The organism is Pseudomonas sp. COW5 (assembly GCF_026240005.1).
GTDB lineage: Bacteria > Pseudomonadota > Gammaproteobacteria > Pseudomonadales > Pseudomonadaceae > Aquipseudomonas > Aquipseudomonas kribbensis.
The window spans coordinates 5,996,368-6,016,754 of the sequence record NZ_JAPHVP010000001.1 but is presented as its reverse complement, the minus strand read 5'-3'; the positions used below and the strand labels follow the sequence as shown (position 1 = coordinate 6,016,754).

At 61.6% G+C, this 20,387-nt stretch carries 19 protein-coding genes and 1 tRNA gene; 10 read left to right on the top strand and 10 right to left on the bottom strand.

Going from position 1 to position 20,387, the window contains the following annotated elements; genetic code table 11:
• Nucleotides 1-135 precede the first annotated feature (135 nt).
• The 6 genes from OQ248_RS27455 to OQ248_RS27430 all read left to right on the top strand — a co-directional run bounded on the left by OQ248_RS27455 (nt 136) and on the right by OQ248_RS27430 (nt 9,516).
• Nucleotides 136-1,704, top strand: coding sequence for a winged helix-turn-helix domain-containing protein (locus tag OQ248_RS27455; protein ID WP_265814786.1), 1,569 nt, complete (start codon nt 136-138; stop codon nt 1,702-1,704).
• 231 nt (nt 1,705-1,935) lie between these two features.
• Complete coding sequence (locus OQ248_RS27450; RefSeq protein ID WP_265814785.1) at nt 1,936-3,492, top strand: sugar ABC transporter ATP-binding protein; 1,557 nt, start codon at nt 1,936-1,938, stop codon at nt 3,490-3,492.
• Nucleotides 3,485-4,510, top strand: a complete 1,026-nt coding sequence (locus tag OQ248_RS27445; protein WP_265814784.1) for an ABC transporter permease — start codon at nt 3,485-3,487, stop codon at nt 4,508-4,510. Before OQ248_RS27450 ends, OQ248_RS27445 begins: the two co-directional genes overlap by 8 nt.
• Nucleotides 4,511-4,541: 31 nt before the next feature.
• Nucleotides 4,542-5,597 (top strand): substrate-binding domain-containing protein, encoded by a 1,056-nt coding sequence (locus OQ248_RS27440; protein WP_265814783.1) that lies wholly within the window; start codon nt 4,542-4,544, stop codon nt 5,595-5,597.
• A gap of 107 nt (nt 5,598-5,704) precedes the next feature.
• A complete protein-coding gene (locus tag OQ248_RS27435; RefSeq protein ID WP_265814782.1) occupies nt 5,705-8,092 on the top strand; it encodes a TonB-dependent receptor in 2,388 nt (795 codons plus the stop codon).
• Between the two features lie 41 nt (nt 8,093-8,133).
• A complete protein-coding gene (locus OQ248_RS27430; protein WP_265814781.1) occupies nt 8,134-9,516 on the top strand; it encodes an APC family permease in 1,383 nt (460 codons plus the stop codon).
• 149 nt (nt 9,517-9,665) lie between these two features.
• Here OQ248_RS27430 and OQ248_RS27425 read toward each other — a convergent pair whose 3' ends face one another.
• The 3 genes from OQ248_RS27425 to OQ248_RS27415 form a co-directional block, all read right to left on the bottom strand.
• Complete coding sequence (locus OQ248_RS27425; RefSeq protein ID WP_265814780.1) at nt 9,666-10,127, bottom strand: DUF3574 domain-containing protein; 462 nt, start codon at nt 10,125-10,127, stop codon at nt 9,666-9,668.
• A 189-nt stretch (nt 10,128-10,316) separates the two neighbouring features.
• Nucleotides 10,317-11,348, bottom strand: a complete 1,032-nt coding sequence (locus OQ248_RS27420; protein ID WP_265814779.1) for an NAD(P)-dependent alcohol dehydrogenase — start codon at nt 11,346-11,348, stop codon at nt 10,317-10,319.
• Between the two features lie 51 nt (nt 11,349-11,399).
• Nucleotides 11,400-11,645, bottom strand: coding sequence for a hypothetical protein (locus OQ248_RS27415; protein ID WP_114882441.1), 246 nt, complete (start codon nt 11,643-11,645; stop codon nt 11,400-11,402).
• A gap of 163 nt (nt 11,646-11,808) precedes the next feature.
• Here OQ248_RS27415 and OQ248_RS27410 point away from each other — a divergent pair, with 163 nt between their 5' ends.
• The 3 genes from OQ248_RS27410 to OQ248_RS27400 all read left to right on the top strand — a co-directional run bounded on the left by OQ248_RS27410 (nt 11,809) and on the right by OQ248_RS27400 (nt 13,427).
• Nucleotides 11,809-12,453 carry an ATPase gene (locus OQ248_RS27410; RefSeq protein WP_265814778.1) on the top strand — a complete coding sequence of 215 codons (645 nt, stop codon included), beginning with the start codon at nt 11,809-11,811 and terminating at the stop codon, nt 12,451-12,453.
• An 86-nt stretch (nt 12,454-12,539) separates the two neighbouring features.
• Nucleotides 12,540-12,881 (top strand): hypothetical protein, encoded by a 342-nt coding sequence (locus OQ248_RS27405; RefSeq protein ID WP_265814777.1) that lies wholly within the window; start codon nt 12,540-12,542, stop codon nt 12,879-12,881.
• A 153-nt stretch (nt 12,882-13,034) separates the two neighbouring features.
• Complete coding sequence (locus tag OQ248_RS27400; protein WP_265814776.1) at nt 13,035-13,427, top strand: DUF1801 domain-containing protein; 393 nt, start codon at nt 13,035-13,037, stop codon at nt 13,425-13,427.
• A gap of 51 nt (nt 13,428-13,478) precedes the next feature.
• On the opposite strand, the gene OQ248_RS27395 is transcribed toward OQ248_RS27400, so the two are convergent.
• From OQ248_RS27395 to OQ248_RS27375, 5 genes are all read right to left on the bottom strand, one after another.
• Nucleotides 13,479-13,553 (bottom strand) — tRNA-Gln (locus OQ248_RS27395).
• A 201-nt stretch (nt 13,554-13,754) separates the two neighbouring features.
• On the bottom strand, nt 13,755-15,218 hold the full coding sequence (locus OQ248_RS27390) for a GDL motif peptide-associated radical SAM/SPASM maturase (RefSeq protein ID WP_265814775.1): 1,464 nt from the start codon (nt 15,216-15,218) through the stop codon (nt 13,755-13,757).
• Nucleotides 15,219-15,321: 103 nt separating this feature from the next.
• Complete coding sequence (locus OQ248_RS27385; protein ID WP_265814774.1) at nt 15,322-15,900, bottom strand: DUF1842 domain-containing protein; 579 nt, start codon at nt 15,898-15,900, stop codon at nt 15,322-15,324.
• A 42-nt stretch (nt 15,901-15,942) separates the two neighbouring features.
• Complete coding sequence (locus OQ248_RS27380; protein WP_085708430.1) at nt 15,943-16,575, bottom strand: DUF1842 domain-containing protein; 633 nt, start codon at nt 16,573-16,575, stop codon at nt 15,943-15,945.
• A gap of 34 nt (nt 16,576-16,609) precedes the next feature.
• Nucleotides 16,610-16,795, bottom strand: coding sequence for a DUF1843 domain-containing protein (locus OQ248_RS27375; RefSeq protein WP_085708738.1), 186 nt, complete (start codon nt 16,793-16,795; stop codon nt 16,610-16,612).
• Nucleotides 16,796-17,354: 559 nt separating this feature from the next.
• Here OQ248_RS27375 and OQ248_RS27370 point away from each other — a divergent pair.
• The gene (locus tag OQ248_RS27370; protein ID WP_265814773.1) at nt 17,355-18,272 is read left to right on the top strand and encodes a LysR substrate-binding domain-containing protein; all 918 of its coding nucleotides are present in this window, start codon (nt 17,355-17,357) and stop codon (nt 18,270-18,272) included.
• Between the two features lie 39 nt (nt 18,273-18,311).
• Here OQ248_RS27370 and leuD read toward each other — a convergent pair whose 3' ends face one another.
• Nucleotides 18,312-18,920, bottom strand: coding sequence for a 3-isopropylmalate dehydratase small subunit (gene leuD / locus OQ248_RS27365; RefSeq protein ID WP_265814772.1), 609 nt, complete (start codon nt 18,918-18,920; stop codon nt 18,312-18,314).
• Nucleotides 18,921-18,923: 3 nt separating this feature from the next.
• Complete coding sequence (leuC, locus tag OQ248_RS27360) at nt 18,924-20,345, bottom strand: 3-isopropylmalate dehydratase large subunit (protein WP_265814771.1); 1,422 nt, start codon at nt 20,343-20,345, stop codon at nt 18,924-18,926.
• Nucleotides 20,346-20,387 lie beyond the last annotated feature (42 nt).

Here is a 20,387-nt window from a genome sequence, read left to right as displayed (position 1 = left end):
TTGCATTTCTGTCCAGCCAGTGCGCCGCGATGGACACAGTGGCGTGTTCAAGGCAGGCGTATTATCGTTCTCGACCTCTCACCCTCTGCCGCCCGGAACACGGAGTCGAAGGCGCCTCGCCAAAGGACGTTCGCTGTGCCATTCATGTTTGAAGACTACGTACTCGACCCGGAGCGCCGCGAGCTGACCTTGCGCGGAGAGGTCGTGGCTGTCGGCCCGCAGGTCTTCGATCTGTTACTGCTGTTCGTCAGCAACCCCGACCGAGTGCTGAGCAAGGACGAATTGCTCGACACGGTATGGAGCGGTCGTGTCGTTTCCGAGTCGACGATCACCAGTCACATCAATGCCGTGCGCAAGGCCATCGGTGATACCGGTGAAGAGCAGCGTCTGCTGCGTACGGTCGCCCGCAAGGGCTATCGTTTCATTGGCCAGGTCGGTGCCGACCTGACCGGATCTGTGCCTGACACCGACGAGGGCTCAACTGCAACTCCCCGCGCGCTGGCGTTGCCGGACAAACCCTCGATCACCGTTCTGCCATTCCAGAATCTGAGCGGCGATCCCGAACAGGATTACTTTGCCGACGGCGTCGTGGAGGACATCATCGCTGCGCTCTCGCGTTTGCGCTGGCTGTTCGTCATTGCGCGCAATTCGAGTTTCACGTTCAAGGGGCGAGAGGTGGATGCTCAAGGGGTCGGGCACGAACTGGGCGTGCGCTATGTGCTGGAAGGCAGTGTGCGCAAATGCGCAAATCGGGTGCGCATCACCGGGCAACTGATTGATGCCACGAGCGGGGCACACATCTGGGCCGAGCGTTTCGAAGGCACGCTCGACGATATCTTCAAGCTGCAGGACCGGATCACCGAAAGCGTCGTCGGCGCCATCGCACCTCAACTGGAGCGCGCGGAGATCGAACGGGCCAAACGTAAACCGACGGAGAGTCTGGACGCCTACGATTACTACCTGCGGGCCATGGCAAAACTGCACAGCGGCACTCAGGAGGCCATCGAACAGGCGCTGCCGATGTTCCACAAGCCCCTCGAACTTGACCCGGAATTCGCTTCGGCCTATGGCATGGCCGCCTGGTGCCACTTCTGGCGCAAGCTCAATGGCTGGATGGTGGATCGGCCGGCCGAGATCGCCGAGGGGATTCGACTGGCGCGTCTGGCGGTCACGCTGGGGCGCGACGATGCCGTGGCGTTGACGCGTGGTGGACATGCCCTTGCGCACCTGGCGGGTGATGTCGACGGTGGCATTGCCTTGCTTGACCGCGCACGCCTGCTCAATCCCAATCTCGCGCCTGCGTGGTTTCTGGGCGGGATTCTGCGTGTGCTTCGCGGGGAAACCGCGTCTGCCATCAAGGACTTGAATCATGCCGTTCGCTTGAGTCCGCTGGATCCGGAGATGTTCAGGATGCATGTCGGGATGGCCCTCGCGCATTACTTCGCCGGGGACTTCGACAGCGCCGCAGATTTCGCCGAAAAAGCCTTGGGCAACCTGCCCACGCTGTTGGTGGCAGCGGCGCTGGTGGCGGCCAGTCATGCATTGGGTGGTCGGCAGGACAAAGCCCGTCGGGCGATGGAGCGCTTGCAGACGCTGAACCCTTCATTGCGCCTTGGCCACCTCAAGGACTGGCTGCCGATTCAGCGTCCTGAAGACTTCGCCCGCTTGATTGAGGGGCTTCGGCTGGCGGGGCTGCCTGGGTGAACGCTTGAACAGAGACGCGCCGGGCACGGCTGCAGTGAACCTAAGCTAATGCAAAAACGGTATTTGTTTGTTGTTTTTAAGATCGTTTAGCTTTTACTGACTAACCCATCAGATCTGCAAACGATAGAACCCTCGATTGCCATGACGGCGCGCGCTGAATCGATCAAAGGCTCTGCAAACATTTCTTGATGACGGGCTCCATGAACTGGCCTGTCGCCGATAAGGATGTGTATGAGTGCGCCTGTCGCTGTGGCCTGCGAGCCGCTGATTCGTGTGCGTAAACTGAGCAAGACCTTCGGCTCGAACCGTGCGCTGGATCGGGTCAGCCTGGAGATTTTTCCCGCTGAAGTGGTGGCGCTGCTCGGTGCCAACGGCGCGGGTAAATCGACGCTGGTGAAGATCCTCGCCGGTAGCCAGTCGGCCGACAGTGGCGAGATTCAGGTGGACGGTCAGCCTCGGCAATTCAACTCGCCGCTGTCAGCGCGGCGGGTCGGCATCGTTGCGGTTCATCAGCAAATCAACGAGGGCATCGCGCCCGGATTGAGCGTGGCGGAAAACCTGCTGCTCGATGAGCTGTGCCGTCCGGACGGCGACTTCTGGCTCAACCGCAAACGCCTGCTGGAACGTGCCGCGAGCATTGCCGCCGGCCTCGGGTTGGAGTTGCCGCTGGAGCAACCAATCGAACACCTCGGCCAGGCTGAGCGGCAACTGGTGGTGCTGGCCCGTGCCTTCGCTCTGCAGCCACGGTTGCTGATTCTCGACGAACCGACAGCAGCGCTGTCGGATGCCGAAGCGCAGCGCCTGTTCGGTCTGATCGACACTTTGCGCAGCCGGGGCGTGGCGATCATTTATATCTCCCATCGTCTGTCGGATCTGCAACGGGTGGCGGATCGCGCCATCGTTCTGCGTGACGGGCAACTGGCCGGCGAATTCAGTGCCCGGCAATTGCCTCAGGCGCTGGAATCCATGCTCGGCCAGGCACTGGAGGCGCATGTCTACACGCCGCGAGCCGCAGGGCGCGAAGTGCTGAAGCTGCGCGAAGTGAAACTGCTGCCACGCATGCAAGCGTTTGACCTGACCTTGCATGAAGGCGAAGTGGTGGTGCTGACCGGACTGCTCGGTGCCGGCAAAAGCGAGATCGCCGAGGTGCTGTTCGGTCTGCGCCAACCCTTGTCCGGGTCATTGCAATTGGACGGCGCCGACTGGCAGCCGGGCTCGCCGCGTCAGGCGATCCAGCACGGCGTGTTCTTCGCCGCCGAAGACCGGGCCAGTCAATCGCTGGTGCCGGATTTTTCATTGCGCCGGACCCTGACCCTGCCATTTCTCGAACGCTTCACCCGTGGCGGTTTCATCCGCAATCGGGCCGAAGCGGCAGCTGTGGAGGCGCAGGTCGCGGCGCTGGGGATCAAGACCGCAGGCATCGATGTGCCGATGAGCGCGCTGTCCGGCGGCAATCAACAGAAAGTCGTGCTCGGTCGCTGGCTGCTCGGCGAGGGCAGAGTGCTGATCCTCGACGAGCCGTTTCAGGGCGTCGACGTACGTGCCCGACGCGAGATCGGTCAACTGCTGCGCGACAGCGCCGATGGCCGCGCCACACTGGTGATCTGTGCGGATGTCGATGAAGCCCTGGAGATCGCCGACCGGATTCTGCTGGTACGTGATCACGCGGTGGTCGCCGAGTACCCGCGTGCCGGTCTGGATCGCGCCGTTCTGGTCGCTGCGCTGGCCGGCACTGATCCGCAAAGTTCTTTTGTTCAAGCCGCGCCAAGGAGTAGAGCGAGTGCCTGATTCGAGTTCCCTGTTGTCATCAGCCCCGGCGACGTCCGAGCGCTTCGTGCAGGCGCTGATTCGCTACGGCCTGCTGTGGGTACTGGCGTTGATCGTGGTGTTTTTCAGTGTGGCGGAGCCGGCGTTTCTGCGGGTTGGCAACCTGTTCAGCATCCTGCAGTCGGTGTCGATTGTCGCGCTGCTTGCATTGGGCGTGACGCTGACCATGGCCGTTGGCGGGCTGGATTTGTCCATCGGCGCGGTGGCCGCCATGAGCCTGATGATCGCCAGTTACGTGATGGTGGTGCTCGGCTGGGGCGCGCTTCCGGCGGTGTTGATCAGTCTGGCGGGCGGCGCGCTGGTCGGGCTGCTCAACGGCTGGCTGATCGTGAAGATGCGCGTGCCGGACATCCTTGCGACGCTGGGCAGCATGTTCCTGGTGATCGGCGTGCAACTGATTCCCACGGGCGGGCGCTCGATTGCGGTGGGCATGACTCTGCCCAATGGCGATGAAACCGAAGGTTCGTTCAGTGCGCTGTTTCTCGCCCTTGGACGTGGACGGCTTTGGGACGTGGTGCCGATTCCGGTGTTGATCACGGCGGTTGTCGCGCTGGCGGTGTGGCTGTTTCTCGAACGTACGCGCATCGGCCGGTTGTTCTATGCGATTGGTGGCAACGAGCAGGCGGCGCGTCTGGCCGGGGCGCCTGTGCAACGCTTCAAACTGCTCGCTTATGTGCTGTCGGCGTTGCTGGCCTCGCTCGGCGGAGTGTTGTTGGCGGCGCGGTTGGGGCGCGGCGATGTCAGTTCCGGCAACGGTCTGGTGCTCGATGCACTGGGCGCTGCACTGATCGGTTTCGCCGTGCTCGGGGCGAAGAAGCCCAACGCGTTCGGCACGCTGGTCGGTGCGCTGCTGGTGGCGTCGTTGCTCAACGGCCTGACCATGCTCAACGCACCGTATTACGCACAGGATTTCGTCAAGGGACTGGTGCTGGTGCTGGCCCTGATGTTCACCTTCGGCCTCGCGCATCGGGCGCGTTGAGCCGGTTCATTGATGCTTCAAGGAACGATCCATGCACGGTTCAATCAAGCAGTTCGCACGTCAATGCCTCACCGGCGCCTTGCTTTCGGCTCTGGCGCTGAATGCCCAGGCCAAAGCCTTGCCGGGTGCACCGGCACCGTTCGATAAAGGTCAGGTACAAATTGCGCTGGTGGGCTATCTGTTCTCCGGGGATTTCCCTGAAGCCTACCTGCGCGGCGTCGAGAAACAGACCGAAGCACTGGGCGCCAACCTGCGGGTATTCGATGCCCGGCAACAGGCGGCCAGTCAGGGCGAAATGATCGATCAGGCGGCCGACCTCGGGGTGGACGGGATCATCGTGCAACTGGGCCTGGCCGAAACCCTCAAGGGGCCGATTGACCGGGCTCTTGCCAAGGGCATCAAGGTCGTTGCCTTCGACGTCGATCTGAACACACCGCAGGTGACTCAAGTCGAGCAGGATCACCACGCGCTGGCGCGTCTGGCGCTGGATCAGGCAGTCAAGGACAACGGCACCCACTTCGACGCTGGCTACGTTTACATCAGCGGTTTCACGCCGATGGAGCGCCGCGACGAGATCTGGAGTCAGGTCAAGAAGAGCAATCCGGGGATCATCGAGAAGGCGCGGTTCGGCACCCTGAATCCGCCGATTGCCAATTCCGTAGCCGATCAGGCCAGCGCCGTGCTGCGGGCCAATCCGGGGATCAGCGTGATCTTCGCCCCGTTCGACGAGTTCGCCAAAGGCGCGAAGATCGCCGTCGACGAGGCAGGTCTGAGCAGCAAGGTGAAGATCTACAGCGCCGACATTTCTACCGCCGACATTCAAATCATGAAGGAACCCGACAGCGCCTGGGCGGCGACGGCGGCGGTCAATCCACAAGTGGCCGGCGCGATCAGCGTGCGCAGTCTGGCGCTGCTGATCGCCGGCGAGAATCCGGGGCACAAGGTGCTGGTGCCGCCGACCCTGATTACCCGCCAGCAGTTGCTGGATCTGGATGTGAAAAACGTCCGCGATCTGGGACAGAAACTGCCGTCCTTCGGTGATACCGCCAACGTCGCGCGGGCGCCGTGGATTCCTGTGGCGAACTGAAAATCCCAACACCCAAAAATTACAGCAGACATTTGCCGTGCACTGACTGACGACTCCTTTTTTGTCGGCAGCGGACGGGTATTAGCTGCGATAAAAGGAGCTGTCACATGATTCACCGTTCCCGTTCATTACTGGCCGTCGCTGTTGTCAGTGCGATCTGGCAACTTCCTGCGCAGGCCGAGGAGACTTCCACCCACGTTGACGATGACACACGGCTGGGCACCGTGCTGGTCACCGGCACCCGGGGCACGGCGCGTACGGTACTGGATTCGCCAGTGCCGGTGGATGTGCTGACCGCCGAAGACCTCAAGTCCGCCGGTGCCGCCGACGGCGAACTGGGCGCGGCGTTGCAGACGCTGTTGCCGTCGTTCAGCCTGCCGCGCCAGTCCAACTCCGGCGGCGCCGACCATGTGCGCGCCGCACAGCTGCGGGGCATGAGCCCGGACCAGGTGCTGGTGCTGGTCAACGGCAAGCGCCGGCACACCTCGGCGGTGGTCAACGATTCGTCGAAAATCGGTCGCGGCACGGCGCCGGTGGACTTCAACTCGATCCCGATCAGCGCCATCAAACGCATCGAAGTGCTGCGTGACGGCGCCGGTGCGCAGTACGGTTCCGATGCGATTGCCGGGGTGATCAACATCATCCTCGACGACGCTCCCGAAGGCGGTGAAATCTCCACCAGTTACGGTGCGTATCACACTCATCAGGACGCCATCGACCGCACCACCACCGACGGCCAGAACAGTGTGACCACCGCCAAGATCGGCACCCGACTTGGCGAGGAGGGCGGGTTCATTCGTGGCGGCACCGAGTACAAGAATCGCAACCCGACCAACCGTGCCGGTTTCGATGGTTTTGCCGACTCGCCGGGCCAGCGTAACTACGTGATGGGCGATGGCCTGGCGCGGGATGTGAACCTGTGGTTCAACGGTGAACTGCCGTTGGCCGGCGGCAAGGCCTACAGCTTCGGCACTTACAACCAGCGCCATACCACCGGCGCCGAGTTCTACCGTTATCCGTCGGAGCAGCCGCAGTTCTATCCCAACGGCTACCTGCCGCAATCCCTTGGCGACAACACCGACATTTCCGCCACCGCCGGTTTCAAGGGCCTGATCGGCGACGATTGGGACTTCGACAGCAGCCTGACCCATGGCCGCAACCGCTTCGAATCGGCCACTCGCCGCACCCTCAACGTCAGCCTCGGTGCGGACTCGCCGACCCGTTTTGACACCGGCGATTACGAGCTGCGCCAGACCACCGCCAACCTCGATTTCAGTCGTGAGCTGCGCCTCGGCGGCCGCTCGTTCGTGCTGGCGCTGGGCGGTGAATATCGTTACGAGAACTACCTGACGTTCGCCGGTGACGAGGCTTCTTACATCGGCTCCGGGGCCGACGGCGCCAACGGTTTGCGCCCGAGCGAAGAGTCGGATCTGGATCGCAACGTCTTCGGCACCTACGCCGAATTGTCCGGGGATCTCACTGACCGGTTCTTCGTCGACGCCGCCACCCGCTGGGAGCATTACGACGATGCCGGCAGCAAACTCACCGGCAAGCTCAGTGGCCGCTACAAGCTGACCGAGCAGTGGGCCGTGCGGGGCGCGGTGTCGAACAACTTCCGCGCACCTTCGCTGGCGCAGAGCGGCTTCCAGAACACCACCAGCAACTTCGGCGAGGGCGGCACGCTCACCGACATTCGTGTGCTGTCGGTCAATGATCCGATTGCCCGGGCCCTCGGTGCGCAGAAGCTCGATCCGGAAACCTCGAACAACTACAGCCTCGGCCTGACGTTCCAGTTGAACGAACGCTTCGATGCGTCCCTCGATGTGTTCCGCATCGACGTCAAGGATCGCATTACACTGTCCCAGCGCATCGGCAGCGACGCCCTGGAAAGCTACATCAATGACAACTTCGGCGTGCCGGGCGTGCACGACGTGAACTTCTTCACCAACGCCGCCGACACCAGCACCCACGGTGCGGAACTGGTGCTCAACTACCATCAGCCGTTCTACGAAGGGCAACTGGGCCTGACCACCGCGTACACCTACAACCACACCAAGGTCACCAGCACCAAGGGCACGCCATCGCAGCTGACCGCGCTGGGGATCGGCAACGATGCGCTGGTGGGTGTCGAGGAAACCAACACACTGACGGATGCCGCACCGAAGGATCGCTTCGTGTTTTCTGCCAACTGGGCCAGCGAACACTGGGGCTTGCTCGGACGTCTGACCCGTCAGGGCGAGACCACCCGGGTGTTCGATTTCGGCGACTCGCAGCCCGAGCAAACCTATGGCGCGGTCTGGCAACTGGACGCCGAGGTGACCTACAAATTCACCCCGAAATTCAACATCGCCCTGGGCGGCAACAACCTGACCGACAACTATCCGGAACGCTCCGGTTCGGCCATCAACTACGGCGGCAACCTGCCGTACGACGTGCTCTCACCGATTGGCACCAACGGCGCTTACTACTACGCCCGCGCCACTTACGGCTTCTGAGATTTACCGCCATGGATGGCGGACCCTCTGCAGGATCACGCATGAGTAAAACCAACGGCCCCCAACGCCATTTGCCGGTATTCCAGGCGTTGCTGATCACCCTGGGCATGGTCATCACCACCGATATTCTCAAAACCGCGCCGACCGTTGCCTTGAACGTCGGGCCGGAACATTTCTATTGGGTCTGGGTCCTCGGCGGATTGGCGTCGATGGCCGGGGCCTTGTGCTTTGCCGAAATGGCCACCGCGTTTCCGCACCCGGGCGGTGACTATCATTTTCTGCGCACCGCCTACGGCGAGCGCATGGGTTTCCTGTTCGCCTGGTCGCGCTTCTCGGTGATGCACACCGGGTGGATCGCGTTGTCGGCGTTCATGTTTGCCGATTACTTCAACGCGGTTTTTCCGCTGGGACAGTACGGAGCGGGACTGTTTGCCGGCGCGGTCATTGCGGCATTGGTGCTGCTGAATCTGATGGGCAAGCACATTGGTTTCATCACCCAGACCGTTCTGGTCGGGCTGCTTGCTCTCGGGTTCCTGAGCATTGCCAGCGCCGGGGTCTGGCTGGCGTGGAAAGGGATCGAACCGACGCCGCCCAGCGATCCGGTTGTGCCGGAACACACCGGCGCGGCAGGGTTTTCCGCCGCGATGATCTTTGTGTTTCTGGCCTTCGGCGGCTGGAGCGATGCGGCGACGTTGTCGGCGGAAGTGCGCGATGGCCGACGCGGAATCTTCATCGCCATGCTCGGCGCACTGACGGTGTTGATGGCGATCTATCTGGCGCTGAATTGGGCCTTCGTCCAAGGTCTGGGATTCGAAGGCCTGGCGGCGAGTAATGCGCCGGCGGTGGAGTTGTTGAACCGCGCGTTCGGTGCGCCGGGGGTGATGCTGATCCTGCTGATGGTCGGCATCGCAGCCATCGCCACCATCAATTCGACCCTGCTGGTTGGCGCCCGCACCACCTACGCCGCCGCCCGCGACGTGCCGCAACTGCGTCGTTTCGGCGAGTGGGACGAACGCGATGGCGTGCCGCGCAAGGCGTTGCTGGCGGAGGGTGCGGTGGCGTTGTTGTTGGTGTTGTTCGGCAGTTTTACCCAGAGCGGTTTCAACACGATGGTTGAGTATCTGACGCCGGTGTACTGGTTATTTTTGAGTTTGAGCAGCCTGGCGTTGATCATTCTGCGGCGGCGATTTCCCGAAGTGCCGCGGCCGGTCAGGGTGCCGCTTTATCCGTTGTTGCCGCTGCTGTTCTTTGGGTTGTGCATTTACATGCTGTATTCCAGCGTGACGGTGGTGGGGTTGGGGGCTTTTTTGGGGATTGGGGTGTTGGTGGTTGGGGCTGTGCTGTTGGCTGCGGTGGGGCGAATTATGCCAGGCCCTCACCCCAGCCCTCTCCCGGAGGGAGAGGGAGCTAACCGAGGTGTCTGACGCTATCCATCGACCTGAAACACTGAGTCGATTATGGATTCAGCAGAACACGTTCACGTCGGCGTAGTACTGAAGCATCCCCCAATCGGCTCCCTCTCCCCCCGGGAGAGGGCTGGGGTGAGGGAAAGCGATCTAATGAGGGCAAACAATCAGAAGGACACCACCGCCGGCTGAGACAAGCGCAACACCGACAAATCCCCCGTTATGCGCTTGTACGCCAAACGAATCGCCTCGATGTCGCTTTCACGCTTCGGGCTGCTTTCGTGCAGGATCACAATCACCTTGGTCGCCAGCCGTTCAGGCACTTTCGCGTCATGGTCCTTCCACTGCCCGTAGGCGTCCAGCACGGTGAAACCGTCCGGGAACCGCGACGTCACTTCCTGATCGAGAAACTCGCGCCAGCGCGCCGGGCTCACCATACCTTCCTTGCCATCGATCGACCCCACCGAGAAATACAACTCGGTGCGCACCCACTGCGCCTGGGCCGGGCGCGTGGCATCGCCTTGCAGGGTTGAACTGGCGGGATCTTTGGTGTGTACGGAGGAGGGAGGAGGCGTGGCACAACCGCTGATTGCCAGAAACAGTGCAGCCACCAATAGGCTTTTTTGCATGGAACGTCCCTTTTTATGAGTTGAGTGCAGGCGCGAGCCATCATAAGGGGCATCACTAATAGCGATAAAAGATTAAAAAATGGCCGTCTGCTTGATTTACGGAATAAGGAGAACAGCGAGAAAACCATGAAACAGCGTTTCTCCGGGCACAAAAAAGGCGCATGAGCAGTTAACTCATACGCCTTTCATTCATTTGCTGGCGTTCAACACAATCCGATACCGCGCCTTGCCACTGCGCAGATGGTCGACCGCTTCGTTGACCTTGCTCATCGGAAATTCCTCCACCTGCGGCAGGATCTGATGCCGTGCACAGAATTCCAGCATGGTCGCCGCCGTGGCGGGCGAGCCCACCGGTGAGGCTGACAGGGACTTTTGCTGGGGGATGAGATTGAACACGTGCACCGGAATCGCGTCGGGCACGATGCCGACGAAGTGCAGCCGGCCTTTGCCGCGCAGGGTGGCGAGCATTGCCGTCCAGTCGAGGTTGGCATTGGCGGTGATCAGCAGGAAGTCCAGTGTGCCAGCAATCGCTTTCAAGGCATTGCTGTCGGTGGAGGCAACGACCTTGTGGGCGCCAAGGCGTTTGGCTTCGTCCTGTTTGCTCAGCGACGAGGTGAACGCCGTGACGTCGCAGCCCCACGCATTGAGAAAGCGCAGCGCCAGGTGGCCGAGGCCGCCGATGCCCACCACGCCGACCCGGTCGGTCGGCTTGATGTCGAACTCCACCAGCGGGTTGAATACCGTGGAACCGGCGCAGAACAACGGGCCGGCGAGGGCGGGGTCGAGGTTGTCCGGGAGTTTCAGCGCCCAGGCCCAGTGAGTGCGCAGCCGATCGGCGAAACCGCCGTGGCTGCCGATGATCGTCGGTTTGGCGGTAGCGCATAGGTGATGGGAACCGCCGATACAGGAAGAGCAATGCATGCAGCTGCCCTTGTACCAGCCGATGCCCACGCGCTGGCCGACTTCCAGTCCGCGAACCTGCGGGCCTGTACGCACGATGCGGCCGACCACTTCGTGGCCGGGAATGAACGGGTATTGGCTGATACCCCAGTCGTTGTCGATCAGCGACTGGTCGGAGTGACAGACGCCGCAATATTCCACGGCGACTTCGACTTCTTCATCCCCGAGCGGGCCGGGATCGTAGCTGTAGCGCTCCAGCGGAGCGCCGGCCGAGGTGGCGGCCCATCCGGTAAACGTCGTCGGTTCGGTGTTATTGCTCACAGGACACCTCCAGGTCTGGCGCTGCGGGCGCAGCCTGAAGAGTCTAGCGGTTCATCGCGTATGCGCGAGCCAGGTGTCCAGCACGCGCCGGTCGAGTTCTTCCCAGTCCGCCATGCCCAGCACCCGCGTGGTATTGAGCCCGCGCAGATAACCACGCAACTGATTGGCCACGGCCCGCACCGACTCCGAATCGTCCGCCGACTGGCCCAGCACGGTTTCGTATTCGACGAGGTATTCGGCCACCCGGTCGCGGAATTCGGGCAGGACGGCATCGCGGATCAGATCAAAGGTTCGCACGGAAAATCCTCATTTGTTTTCGTTGTGATCGAGTGTGCAGCAGTCTGCACGCTGCGCAACTATTGGTTCAAGTAATAGTGACCATCAAGAAACGCAAGTTCTGCTTTGCGGCCGACAGGCGGAAAATCGCCTCCATCGAAACGCAGCTCAAGGAATTTGCGCGATGAAGACTCTGACCCGACTGGCTTTGGTCGCCCTGCTGATGGGCGGGGTAGCCACCTCTGCACCGACTTACGCAGCCGACGCCGGTACGTGCCATTTTCTTCCCATCGGCGGCGCCAGCAGCGGACTGCAGCATTCGCAAACCGTGGGTGTGCTGTACAGCGAAAACACCCTGGACAACCTGCAATACCTCGAGCGTTACCACGATGTGGCGGTGCACGGTGCCAAGGATGCGCTCGATGCGCGGATTCGCGAGGCCTTCGTCGACAGCTCCGACCCGGAACTGGCCATCGACTGGCTGATGAGCTCGCTGCAACAGCAGTTTCTCTCGGTGACGGTCTACGACAGCCTGGATCAACTGGTGCAGGCCCATCCCGACGTGGTGGTGATGCTCGACACCCACAACCGTCTGCTGACCCAGCGTAACAGCCAGGTCGAAGCGCGCTTCGCCGCACGCTTCTACGACGCCAACCTGCAATACATCGGCAGGGCCGAAGGTGCGGTGGAAAAACAGCTGCCGTCGGTGTGGGTTCACAACAAGGCTGCGCCCGAGGTTGCAGCCCAGATCGAAAAACAGCGGGACCTGCAATTCAGCGCCTTGAAGCAGTTCGATGATTCGCTCAAGGCCCTGGTGAGTGCAGGCTGAACACCCAAATCAGAAATCGCAACGGCAGCGCCCGTGACGCTGAACGTTGCTTGAGAACCGAACCTTTTATTTTCAGGATTTTATCCATGCGAGCCTTTTTTATCCCTGCTATGGCTTCTGCCACTTTGCTGCTGACCGCCTGCGCTTCCGCGCCGAACGCCCCGACGCTGACCTTGCAGACCCACAAGACCCCAGCCCAGTACGCCGAATGCGTCGTGCCGAAACTGCAGAACAGTGCGATGAACCCGACTGTCTCCCAGACCCAGCGCAGCTACCGGATCGTGGTGCCGAGCAAAGTGTCGGCGGACAACGTGCTGGAAGCCTACAAGGCGCAGGACGGCGGCAAGGTGTTCTTGTACGAGCGCCACTTGCTGGCGTCGAGTTTCATGCCGTCGAGTTTTGAACGGGCTGCCCAGGAGTGCCTGTAACGCCTGACGGTCAGCGCTTTTGACGATGCTCCTTTGGTTGGCCGCAACCAACCAATTCCTTTGCCCCGCACCTTGCGGGGCTTTTTTTTGCCCGGCGTTTGACGCAGTCGGCGCTACGCTGGATAGCGGACAAGGTTTTCGGAGAACAAGGAAATGAAGAAGGACAGCAGCGGCGCGGCAACCGGGAACCCCTCGGCGCTGATCGACGCCAGAATCAACGAACTGAACGACTGGCGCGGCCAGAAACTGGCCGAGATCCGCGCGATCATTCACGAGGCCGATCCGGAGGTTATCGAGGAGTGGAAGTGGCGGGGCGTTCCGGTCTGGTCACACAACGGCATCATCTGCACCGGGGAAACCTACAAGGCCGTGGTGAAAATGACCTTCGCCAAGGGCGCGGCGCTGGAGGATCCGTCGGGACTGTTCAATGCCAGTCTTGAAGGTAATACCCGGCGGGCGATTGATGTTCACGAAGACGACGAAATAGATGCAACGGCACTGAAAACGCTGGTGCGTTCGGCGATTACGTTGAATTCGAAAAAGTGATTTGCCGTTGAGGCAGAGATAAAGCGGAGGAGGGTGAAACGAGGAAAAAAATGGCAGGGGCGGCTGGATTCGAACCAACGCATGGCAGGATCAAAACCTGCTGCCTTACCGCTTGGCGACGCCCCTGTAGCTATTGTGTTCAGCCCCGGGAGGACCTCTGCAACAGTGGGCGGCACTTTACCAGCGCTCTTGCGTTCTGGGAACCCCTCAGGCAAATAAATTTCATGGAAAACAGCTACTTATTTCCCGGAGCGGCTGAAAGTGCCGGATTTTCAGGACGTCCTGGCGGTCCAGGCGCCCGAATCCTGCGGGCGCCCGGACCCGATTTCACACCAACGTACTCGGCGCCACCCCCAGCAATCCCGTCAACGTGTTCATGATCGCCTGCTGACGAGCCCGATCCGTCTGGTGCCTGGCTTCGGCCGCCGCGACGTCGGCGTGGCAGTGCGGGCAGATCGATTCGTGGGGATGAATGTACTGCAGGCAACTGCGGCACAGCGCCAGTTGCACGGGGATGCGTCCTTCCTCCGGCGACTTCTGGCCCTGATTGATCCACGCCAGTTTGATCACCTGGCCGCTGTCGCTGACGCTGCTGACTTGCTCGCCGGTGTCGATGCGTTCGGTGATCAGATCGAAACGGCCGACGGCGAAGGAGCGCTGCGCGGCGTCTTCGAGCTTGACGATGCGCTCGCGCAGTCCGCGTTTTTGCAGTTCCAGGGTACGGTAATGGCAGTACGGGTTGTTGCCGGGTTTGCCCAGCAGCGAGTGGGATGTCCAGGTGCAGCCGCCCCGGCAGACATCGTTGTAGTAGCAACTGCGGCAGTAGCCCCACAGGTCGTCGACCGAGCGCAGGCGGCCGAAGTGGATGCCTTCGCTGTAGTGCCAGATATCGTGCAGGCTCATGTTGCGCACGTTGCCGCCGGAGAACCCGACGGTCGCCAGTGACGGGCAGCCTTTCACCGTGCCGTCGGCTTCGAGCGCCAGCACGGTCTGACCCGCCGCGCAGCCGCTCCAGTGCACGCGCTCGTCACCGAAACCGCGCCACAAATGTTCGTAAGGACCGTAATAGCCGATGTTATTGCCGACGTTCATCAACAAGCCGCGGTCCACGCCTTCGCGGTACAGCCGCGCGAGCAGCGGCATCACTTCCAGCAATTGATAGGGTTGCAGCAAGAGTTCCGGGTGATCCACGGCATTGCCCATGGCCACGGTGATCTGGATCTGCCAGTGGGTGGCGCCGAGTTCGATGATGGTGTCCATCAACTCCGGCAAGTCAGGCAGAGTCGCCGCACCGATCTGGGTGTTGACGCTCACCGCCAGCCCGGACGCCTTGGCCCGGCGCAGGGTATCGACCGCTTTGTCGAATGAGCCGGGAACGTTGCGCACCTTGTCGTGCAACGGCGCGAGCCCATCCAGAGAAATCCCGACTCCGTTGAGGCCCGCATCGACAGCGGCCTGCATCTTCGCCGGCGTCAGATTGCGCCCGCCGGTCTGGATCGCGCAGTACATGCCGTGGTCGTGGATGGCCTGGATCAATTGCGTCCAGTCCTTGCGCAAATAGGCTTCGCCGCCGATCAGGGTGATCTCGCGGGTACCGAGTGCGGCGAGGGAGTCGATGACATCGAGGCATTCACGGGTGTTGAGTTCATCGGGGCGTCGATGCCCCGCACGCGAGCCGCAATGCAGGCATTTGAGGTCGCAGGCCAGGGTGATTTCCCAGACCACGTGCACCGGCACGTAGCGCTTGAGGTCGGTGTCACTGAGGTAGCGGGCAGGGCGGATGTCTGTCATGGGAGATCCTTGCGCACGGTCCTGTGCGCGGCACGATTGGACTGATCTCGATTCGCCGCAAGACCGGGCGAGGCCAGCAGTGGCCTCGCCCGGGGCGTGCGGTTTAGCGTGCTTCCAGACGCGCGATTTCTGCGTTCAGTTGCTCAAGGGCACTGCGCAATGCGCCCTGGTGGGCCAGTTGCTGTTCGCCCTGTTGCACCACGGTTTTCAGCTGCGCCAGATCGCCACTGGTTTGCGCTTGTTGCACGGCCACGGCATACAGCGGCTGGAAGTGACGCTCGTGCGGTTGCGGCTCGATGGTCGGCGCCTGATGCACAGCAACGTGCCTCACGTAGTGCCACTGGCCTCCCTCGTTGTAACGGTAATCGACAAAGCCGCTGGTCCAGTCGTCGAGGATGCCCTTGAGGCTGAAGGTCTGCGCAATCTGACTCAGCGGACCGCTCGGGCTGCCTTCGAGGGTGAGAATGATGTAATTCTCGGTCGATGGGGTCAGCCGTGCCTCGGAATAATCGCCCCAGACCCGGGCATGGAAATTGACCGGTGGCCAGGTGCTTTGAAAGACGCTGGCAGCGCCGCTGACTTTTTTACGCACGGTATCGACCACGAGGTCGAGTGTCAGAACCGGAGCGCCGAGCAGTGAGTTGCTGGCGATGAGGCGGGTATGAAAAAGTCCAATCGACATGGTGCTTACTCCCTTAAGTGAATGGCGGACTCAGTGGTCGAATCAGCGGGCCTGCAGCTTGCTGATTTCGCTCTTGGCGGCGTCCAATGCCTTTTGCAGTTGGGGTTGCTGATCCAGTTGCTGCTGGGCAAGTTTCGCCAGGTTTTTCATCTGGGCCAGGTCGCCACTGGCGATGGCGCTCTGAATCGGCGCGGCATACAGCGGCAGGATCGGCGGATGCGGAAGAATCACCGGGCCGGGATGGAACGGCTGGAAGACATTCGAGGGCACCTCGACCAGATGCGCCGGCACGTTGTTCAGTTCGTGCCAGCGTTGCCCGTCGAAATACTCGTAATTGGCCACGCCTTCACGCCAGTCGGTGCCGACCACCAGTTGAATCTTGAAGTTCACGATGGAGTTGGAGCCGGGGCCGCCTTCATTGCCCTCGGCGGTAATCAGGATTTTACTGACACCCGGCTTCATGACCGTCAGGTAGGTGTATTCGCCCCAGACATCCGAATCGATGTCCAGCGGAGGATTGGTTGCCTGAGTGATGGCGGAGGTGCCGCTGACTTCATGCTGCGGTGTGGAAACCAGCAGGTTGAGCGCAAGGCTCTGCGCCCCCGGCTGACCCGTACCGATCCGATAGCTCACGGGGAACAAGCCGACATTTTGTTGCTGAACTGAACCAGACATGTGAATTGCCTCCATTGCAATGGGGTTAATGGCCTTAGTGTTTTTCCAGACGGGAAACTTCTTTGGCCAGTTTTTCGTACGCTGTTTGCAGCTCCTTCGCTTCCGGCTTCGTTGAATCGCGCTGCTTCAACAAAGTCTTCATCTGTTGCAGATCGCCTCCCGTGATGGCGCTCTGGATGGCGACGCCGTAAGGCGGCATGTTGTGTTTTGAGCCAGTCATATCGAGGGTTTCCTCGTGGTGGTTGCCGAACATCCCCTTCAGGCGAGGGGCGTCTTTCCTGACAGGCAGGCGACAGCCAGCGGCAGGAAACACTGGCGACAGTGGTGCCTGGCGAGGTGAACGCCTGATCCGTCCGGATCCGTCAAATCGTGGTGATTGAATGGGCGCCGATGCGACGCCGCGGGCGTCAGCCGAAACCGTCGGGTCTGCTGTCCGGCCTGCTGTCCGGAGTCGGGAGGCGCGTCTGCCGTGGCAGAGGGCAAGAGAAGTTCGCCTGTACGTTGGTCATCTTTCTGTCCTTGATAGAAAGCAACGAAACACAGGGATAGGTTGTTCACTCATCAAGAGTGCATTAACCCGCAAGCACAAAAACCATCCCTGATTTTTCTTCCAGTGCTGCTGATGGCGTTCGTCGAGAGACGTTTGCCAAGTGGCCAGCATATCGCCAGCCACGCAACCCTAGCCCTGTTTGTTCGGGGCTGCCAGAAAAAGCGCCGAACGGTCATGGCCGCTGCTATCCTGCGCGAATCATGAAGCAGGCAGTGGATGAGCGCGCTGTATGAACACGAATCGTGACCAGTTTCCCTTGCCCGAAGACCTCAAGGTATTCCTGACGGTCATCCGCAAGAACAGCTTTGCCAGCGCCGCCGACGAGTTGGGCTATTCGCCGGCCTACGTCAGCAAACGCATCGCGGTGCTCGAAAGCACGCTCTCGACAAAGCTGTTGCACCGCACGACCCGTCGCATCGCCCTGACCGACGATGGGGAGCGGGTACGCGTCTGGGCAGAAAAGCTGCTGGGAGATTTCGATGACTTTCTCGGCGAGATTGCCCAGGCCCGGCAACAGCCGGCGGGTTCGCTGCACATTTGCAGCAGCTTCGGGTTTGGCCGCAATCACGTCGCACCGGCGATCAGCCAACTGGCCCGAACCTGCCCGAAGCTCGACATTCGCCTGGACGTATTCGACCGCGTGGTCGATCTGGTGGGCGAGGGCTTCGACCTGGAGATTCTGGTGGGCGATGACCTGCCGGGCCAGCACCTGGCGCGCAAACTGGTCAGCAACCGGCGGGTGCTGTGTGCCACGCCGGACTACCTTGAACGCCGGGGCACGCCGCAAACCCTCGAAGATCTGCAAGACCACGATTGCCTGGTGCTGAAGGAACGCAACAATGCGTTCGGCATCTGGGAACTCACCAAGGACGGACAGCAGGAATCGGTGCGGGTCCGCGGCCCGCTGTCCTCCAACAGCGGCGAGATCGTCATGGAGTGGGCCTTGAGCGGCGGCGGGATTCTGTTGCGCTCGATGTGGGACGTCAAACCGATGCTTGAGCAGGGGCGGCTGGTGCAGGTGCTGGAGGATTACACCCAGAGTGCCAACGTCTGGGCGGTGTACCCGACACGGCTCAGCGAGTCGGCCAAGTTGCGGGTCTGCGTGGAGTTTCTCGAAGAGTATTTCCGCGACTTGTCCGTCGAATGAAAAACCGGGTGGTTCAGTGAGCCCCCCGGTTTTTTGTGTTCAGCCCAGCCAGGGATTTTCTGCCAGATGTCGCGCTTCAAACGCGCGAATCTGCCCCGCCCGTTGCAGTGTTGTGCCGATAGCGTCCAGTCCCAGCAACAGTGACTGTTTGCGCAGTTCATCAATCTCGAAAGCGATCCGTGTTCCGTCCGCCAGTTCGATGGTCTGCTCGGGCAAGTTAACGCGGATATGCGCGGTCGCCGGAACGCTGATGATGTCGGCGACCTGCTTGAGCTGCGCGGCATCGAGCTCAATTGCCAACACGCCGTTGCGCTGACAGTTGTCGTAGAAAATCCCGGCGAACGTGGTGCCGATCAGCGCCCGGATGCCGACCTGCTTCAAGCCCCACACCGCGTGCTCACGGCTGGAGCCGCAGCCGAAATTTGGCCCGGTCACCAGAAATGCCGCTTCCTGCCAGGCGGGCTGATTGAGCACGAACTCGGGATTGGGCTCACCCGAGGCCAGAAAACGCAAATCGAAAAACAGCCCCCGATCCAGCCCCTGACGATCAATGCCCTTGAGGAACTGCTTGGGCATGATCACGTCGGTGTCGATGTTGGCCGCCAGAAACGGCGCGGCGCTGCCGCTGATAATGGTGAACGGTTGCATGGCTCAAACTCCCGGCGCGAAAGCGCGAACGTCAGTCAAATGTCCGGTGATGGCGGCTGCGGCGACCATTGCCGGGCTCATCAGGTGGGTGCGCGCACCGGCGCCCTGACGGCCTTCGAAATTGCGATTGGTGCTGGACGCACAGCGATCACCGGGCGCGAGCACGTCGTCGTTCATCGCCAGGCACATCGAGCAGCCAGACTGCCGCCATTCGAAACCGGCGTCGCGAAAGATCTGCGCCAGCCCTTCGTCTTCCGCCTGATCGCGCACCAGTGTCGAGCCGGGCACGATCATCGCCCGCACGTGGGGCGCCACGTGCTTGCCGCGCACCACGCGGGCAACGTCACGCAAGTCTTCGATCCGCGCATTGGTGCAGGAGCCGATGAAGGCGTGACTGATCACAACTTCGCTCAGCGGTGTGCCGGGTTTCAATCCCATGTAGTCAAGGGCGCGTTGCAGACCCTGACGCAGAATCGGGTCGGGCTGGCTGGCCGGGTCCGGCACTCTTCCGCCGACAGGGGAGGCCTGATCCGGGCTGGTGCCCCAGGTGACCATCGGTTCCAGCGCCGAGACATCCAGGCTGACTTCACTGTCGAACACCGCGCCATGGTCGCTGTGCAGGCCTTTCCAGCGTTCGACCGCTTGCTCCCAGAGTTCGCCTTTCGGCGCACGCGGCTTGAGTTGCAGATAGGCGAAGACCTTGTCGTCCGGCGCCATGAACGCCCCACGGGCGCCGGCCTCCACCGCCATGTTGCAGATGGTCATGCGTGCTTCGACGCTGAGATCGCTGATCGCCGGGCCGGTGAATTCGATGGCAAAACCGGTGGCCCCCGAAGCACCGATCTGCTCGATCAGCGCCATGATGATGTCTTTCGACGTGATGCCCGCACCAAGCTCACCGTTGACCGTCACCCGCATGGTTTTCAGGCGTTTGTAGACCAGGGTCTGTGTCGCCAGCAGGTGCTCGATTTCCGAGGTGCCGATGCCGAAACCGAAGGCGCCCAGTGCGCCGTAAGTGGTGGTGTGGCTGTCACCGGCCGCCACCACCATGCCCGGCAAAATGAAACCCTGTTCCGGCGCCACCACGTGTTCGATGCCCTGGCGTTTGTCCAGCACATCGAACAGCTCGATGCCGAAGTCGCGGCAGTTTTCTTCGAAGTACGACACCTGCCGCGCGCCCCCGGCGTCGGGCATGGTTGCGATGCGTTTCGGTGCGGTGGGGTTCACATGATCGACCACCGCCAGTGTCGCCGCAGGCCGCCACACCGTGCGCCCGGCATCGCGCAGGCCGCTGAAGGCTTGCGGGCTGGTGTATTCGTTGGCGACCTGGCGGTCGATGTAAAGCAGCACATGGCCCTGATCGTCGAGGGTGCAGACGGTGTGACTGTCGATGTGTTTCTGGTACAGGGTTCTCGGGCTTTGCATGGCGTTGGCTCTTTTCTGTCAGTGCAAAAACAACGTACGGAC

What these genes read in the sequence shown, in the direction of transcription:
- OQ248_RS27450 (WP_265814785.1), top strand. Translation starts at nt 1,936, where the DNA reads ATGAGTGCGCCTGTCGCTGTGGCCTGCGAGCCGCTGATTCGTGTGCGT.
- OQ248_RS27440 (WP_265814783.1), top strand. Translation starts at nt 4,542, where the DNA reads ATGCACGGTTCAATCAAGCAGTTCGCACGTCAATGCCTCACCGGCGCC.
- OQ248_RS27435 (WP_265814782.1), top strand. Translation starts at nt 5,705, where the DNA reads ATGATTCACCGTTCCCGTTCATTACTGGCCGTCGCTGTTGTCAGTGCG.
- OQ248_RS27430 (WP_265814781.1), top strand. Translation starts at nt 8,134, where the DNA reads ATGAGTAAAACCAACGGCCCCCAACGCCATTTGCCGGTATTCCAGGCG.
- OQ248_RS27425 (WP_265814780.1), bottom strand. Translation starts at nt 10,127, where the DNA reads ATGCAAAAAAGCCTATTGGTGGCTGCACTGTTTCTGGCAATCAGCGGT.
- OQ248_RS27410 (WP_265814778.1), top strand. Translation starts at nt 11,809, where the DNA reads ATGAAGACTCTGACCCGACTGGCTTTGGTCGCCCTGCTGATGGGCGGG.
- OQ248_RS27405 (WP_265814777.1), top strand. Translation starts at nt 12,540, where the DNA reads ATGCGAGCCTTTTTTATCCCTGCTATGGCTTCTGCCACTTTGCTGCTG.
- OQ248_RS27400 (WP_265814776.1), top strand. Translation starts at nt 13,035, where the DNA reads ATGAAGAAGGACAGCAGCGGCGCGGCAACCGGGAACCCCTCGGCGCTG.
- OQ248_RS27390 (WP_265814775.1), bottom strand. Translation starts at nt 15,218, where the DNA reads ATGACAGACATCCGCCCTGCCCGCTACCTCAGTGACACCGACCTCAAG.
- OQ248_RS27385 (WP_265814774.1), bottom strand. Translation starts at nt 15,900, where the DNA reads ATGTCGATTGGACTTTTTCATACCCGCCTCATCGCCAGCAACTCACTG.
- OQ248_RS27380 (WP_085708430.1), bottom strand. Translation starts at nt 16,575, where the DNA reads ATGTCTGGTTCAGTTCAGCAACAAAATGTCGGCTTGTTCCCCGTGAGC.
- OQ248_RS27375 (WP_085708738.1), bottom strand. Translation starts at nt 16,795, where the DNA reads ATGACTGGCTCAAAACACAACATGCCGCCTTACGGCGTCGCCATCCAG.
- OQ248_RS27370 (WP_265814773.1), top strand. Translation starts at nt 17,355, where the DNA reads ATGAACACGAATCGTGACCAGTTTCCCTTGCCCGAAGACCTCAAGGTA.
- leuD (WP_265814772.1), bottom strand. Translation starts at nt 18,920, where the DNA reads ATGCAACCGTTCACCATTATCAGCGGCAGCGCCGCGCCGTTTCTGGCG.
- leuC (WP_265814771.1), bottom strand. Translation starts at nt 20,345, where the DNA reads ATGCAAAGCCCGAGAACCCTGTACCAGAAACACATCGACAGTCACACC.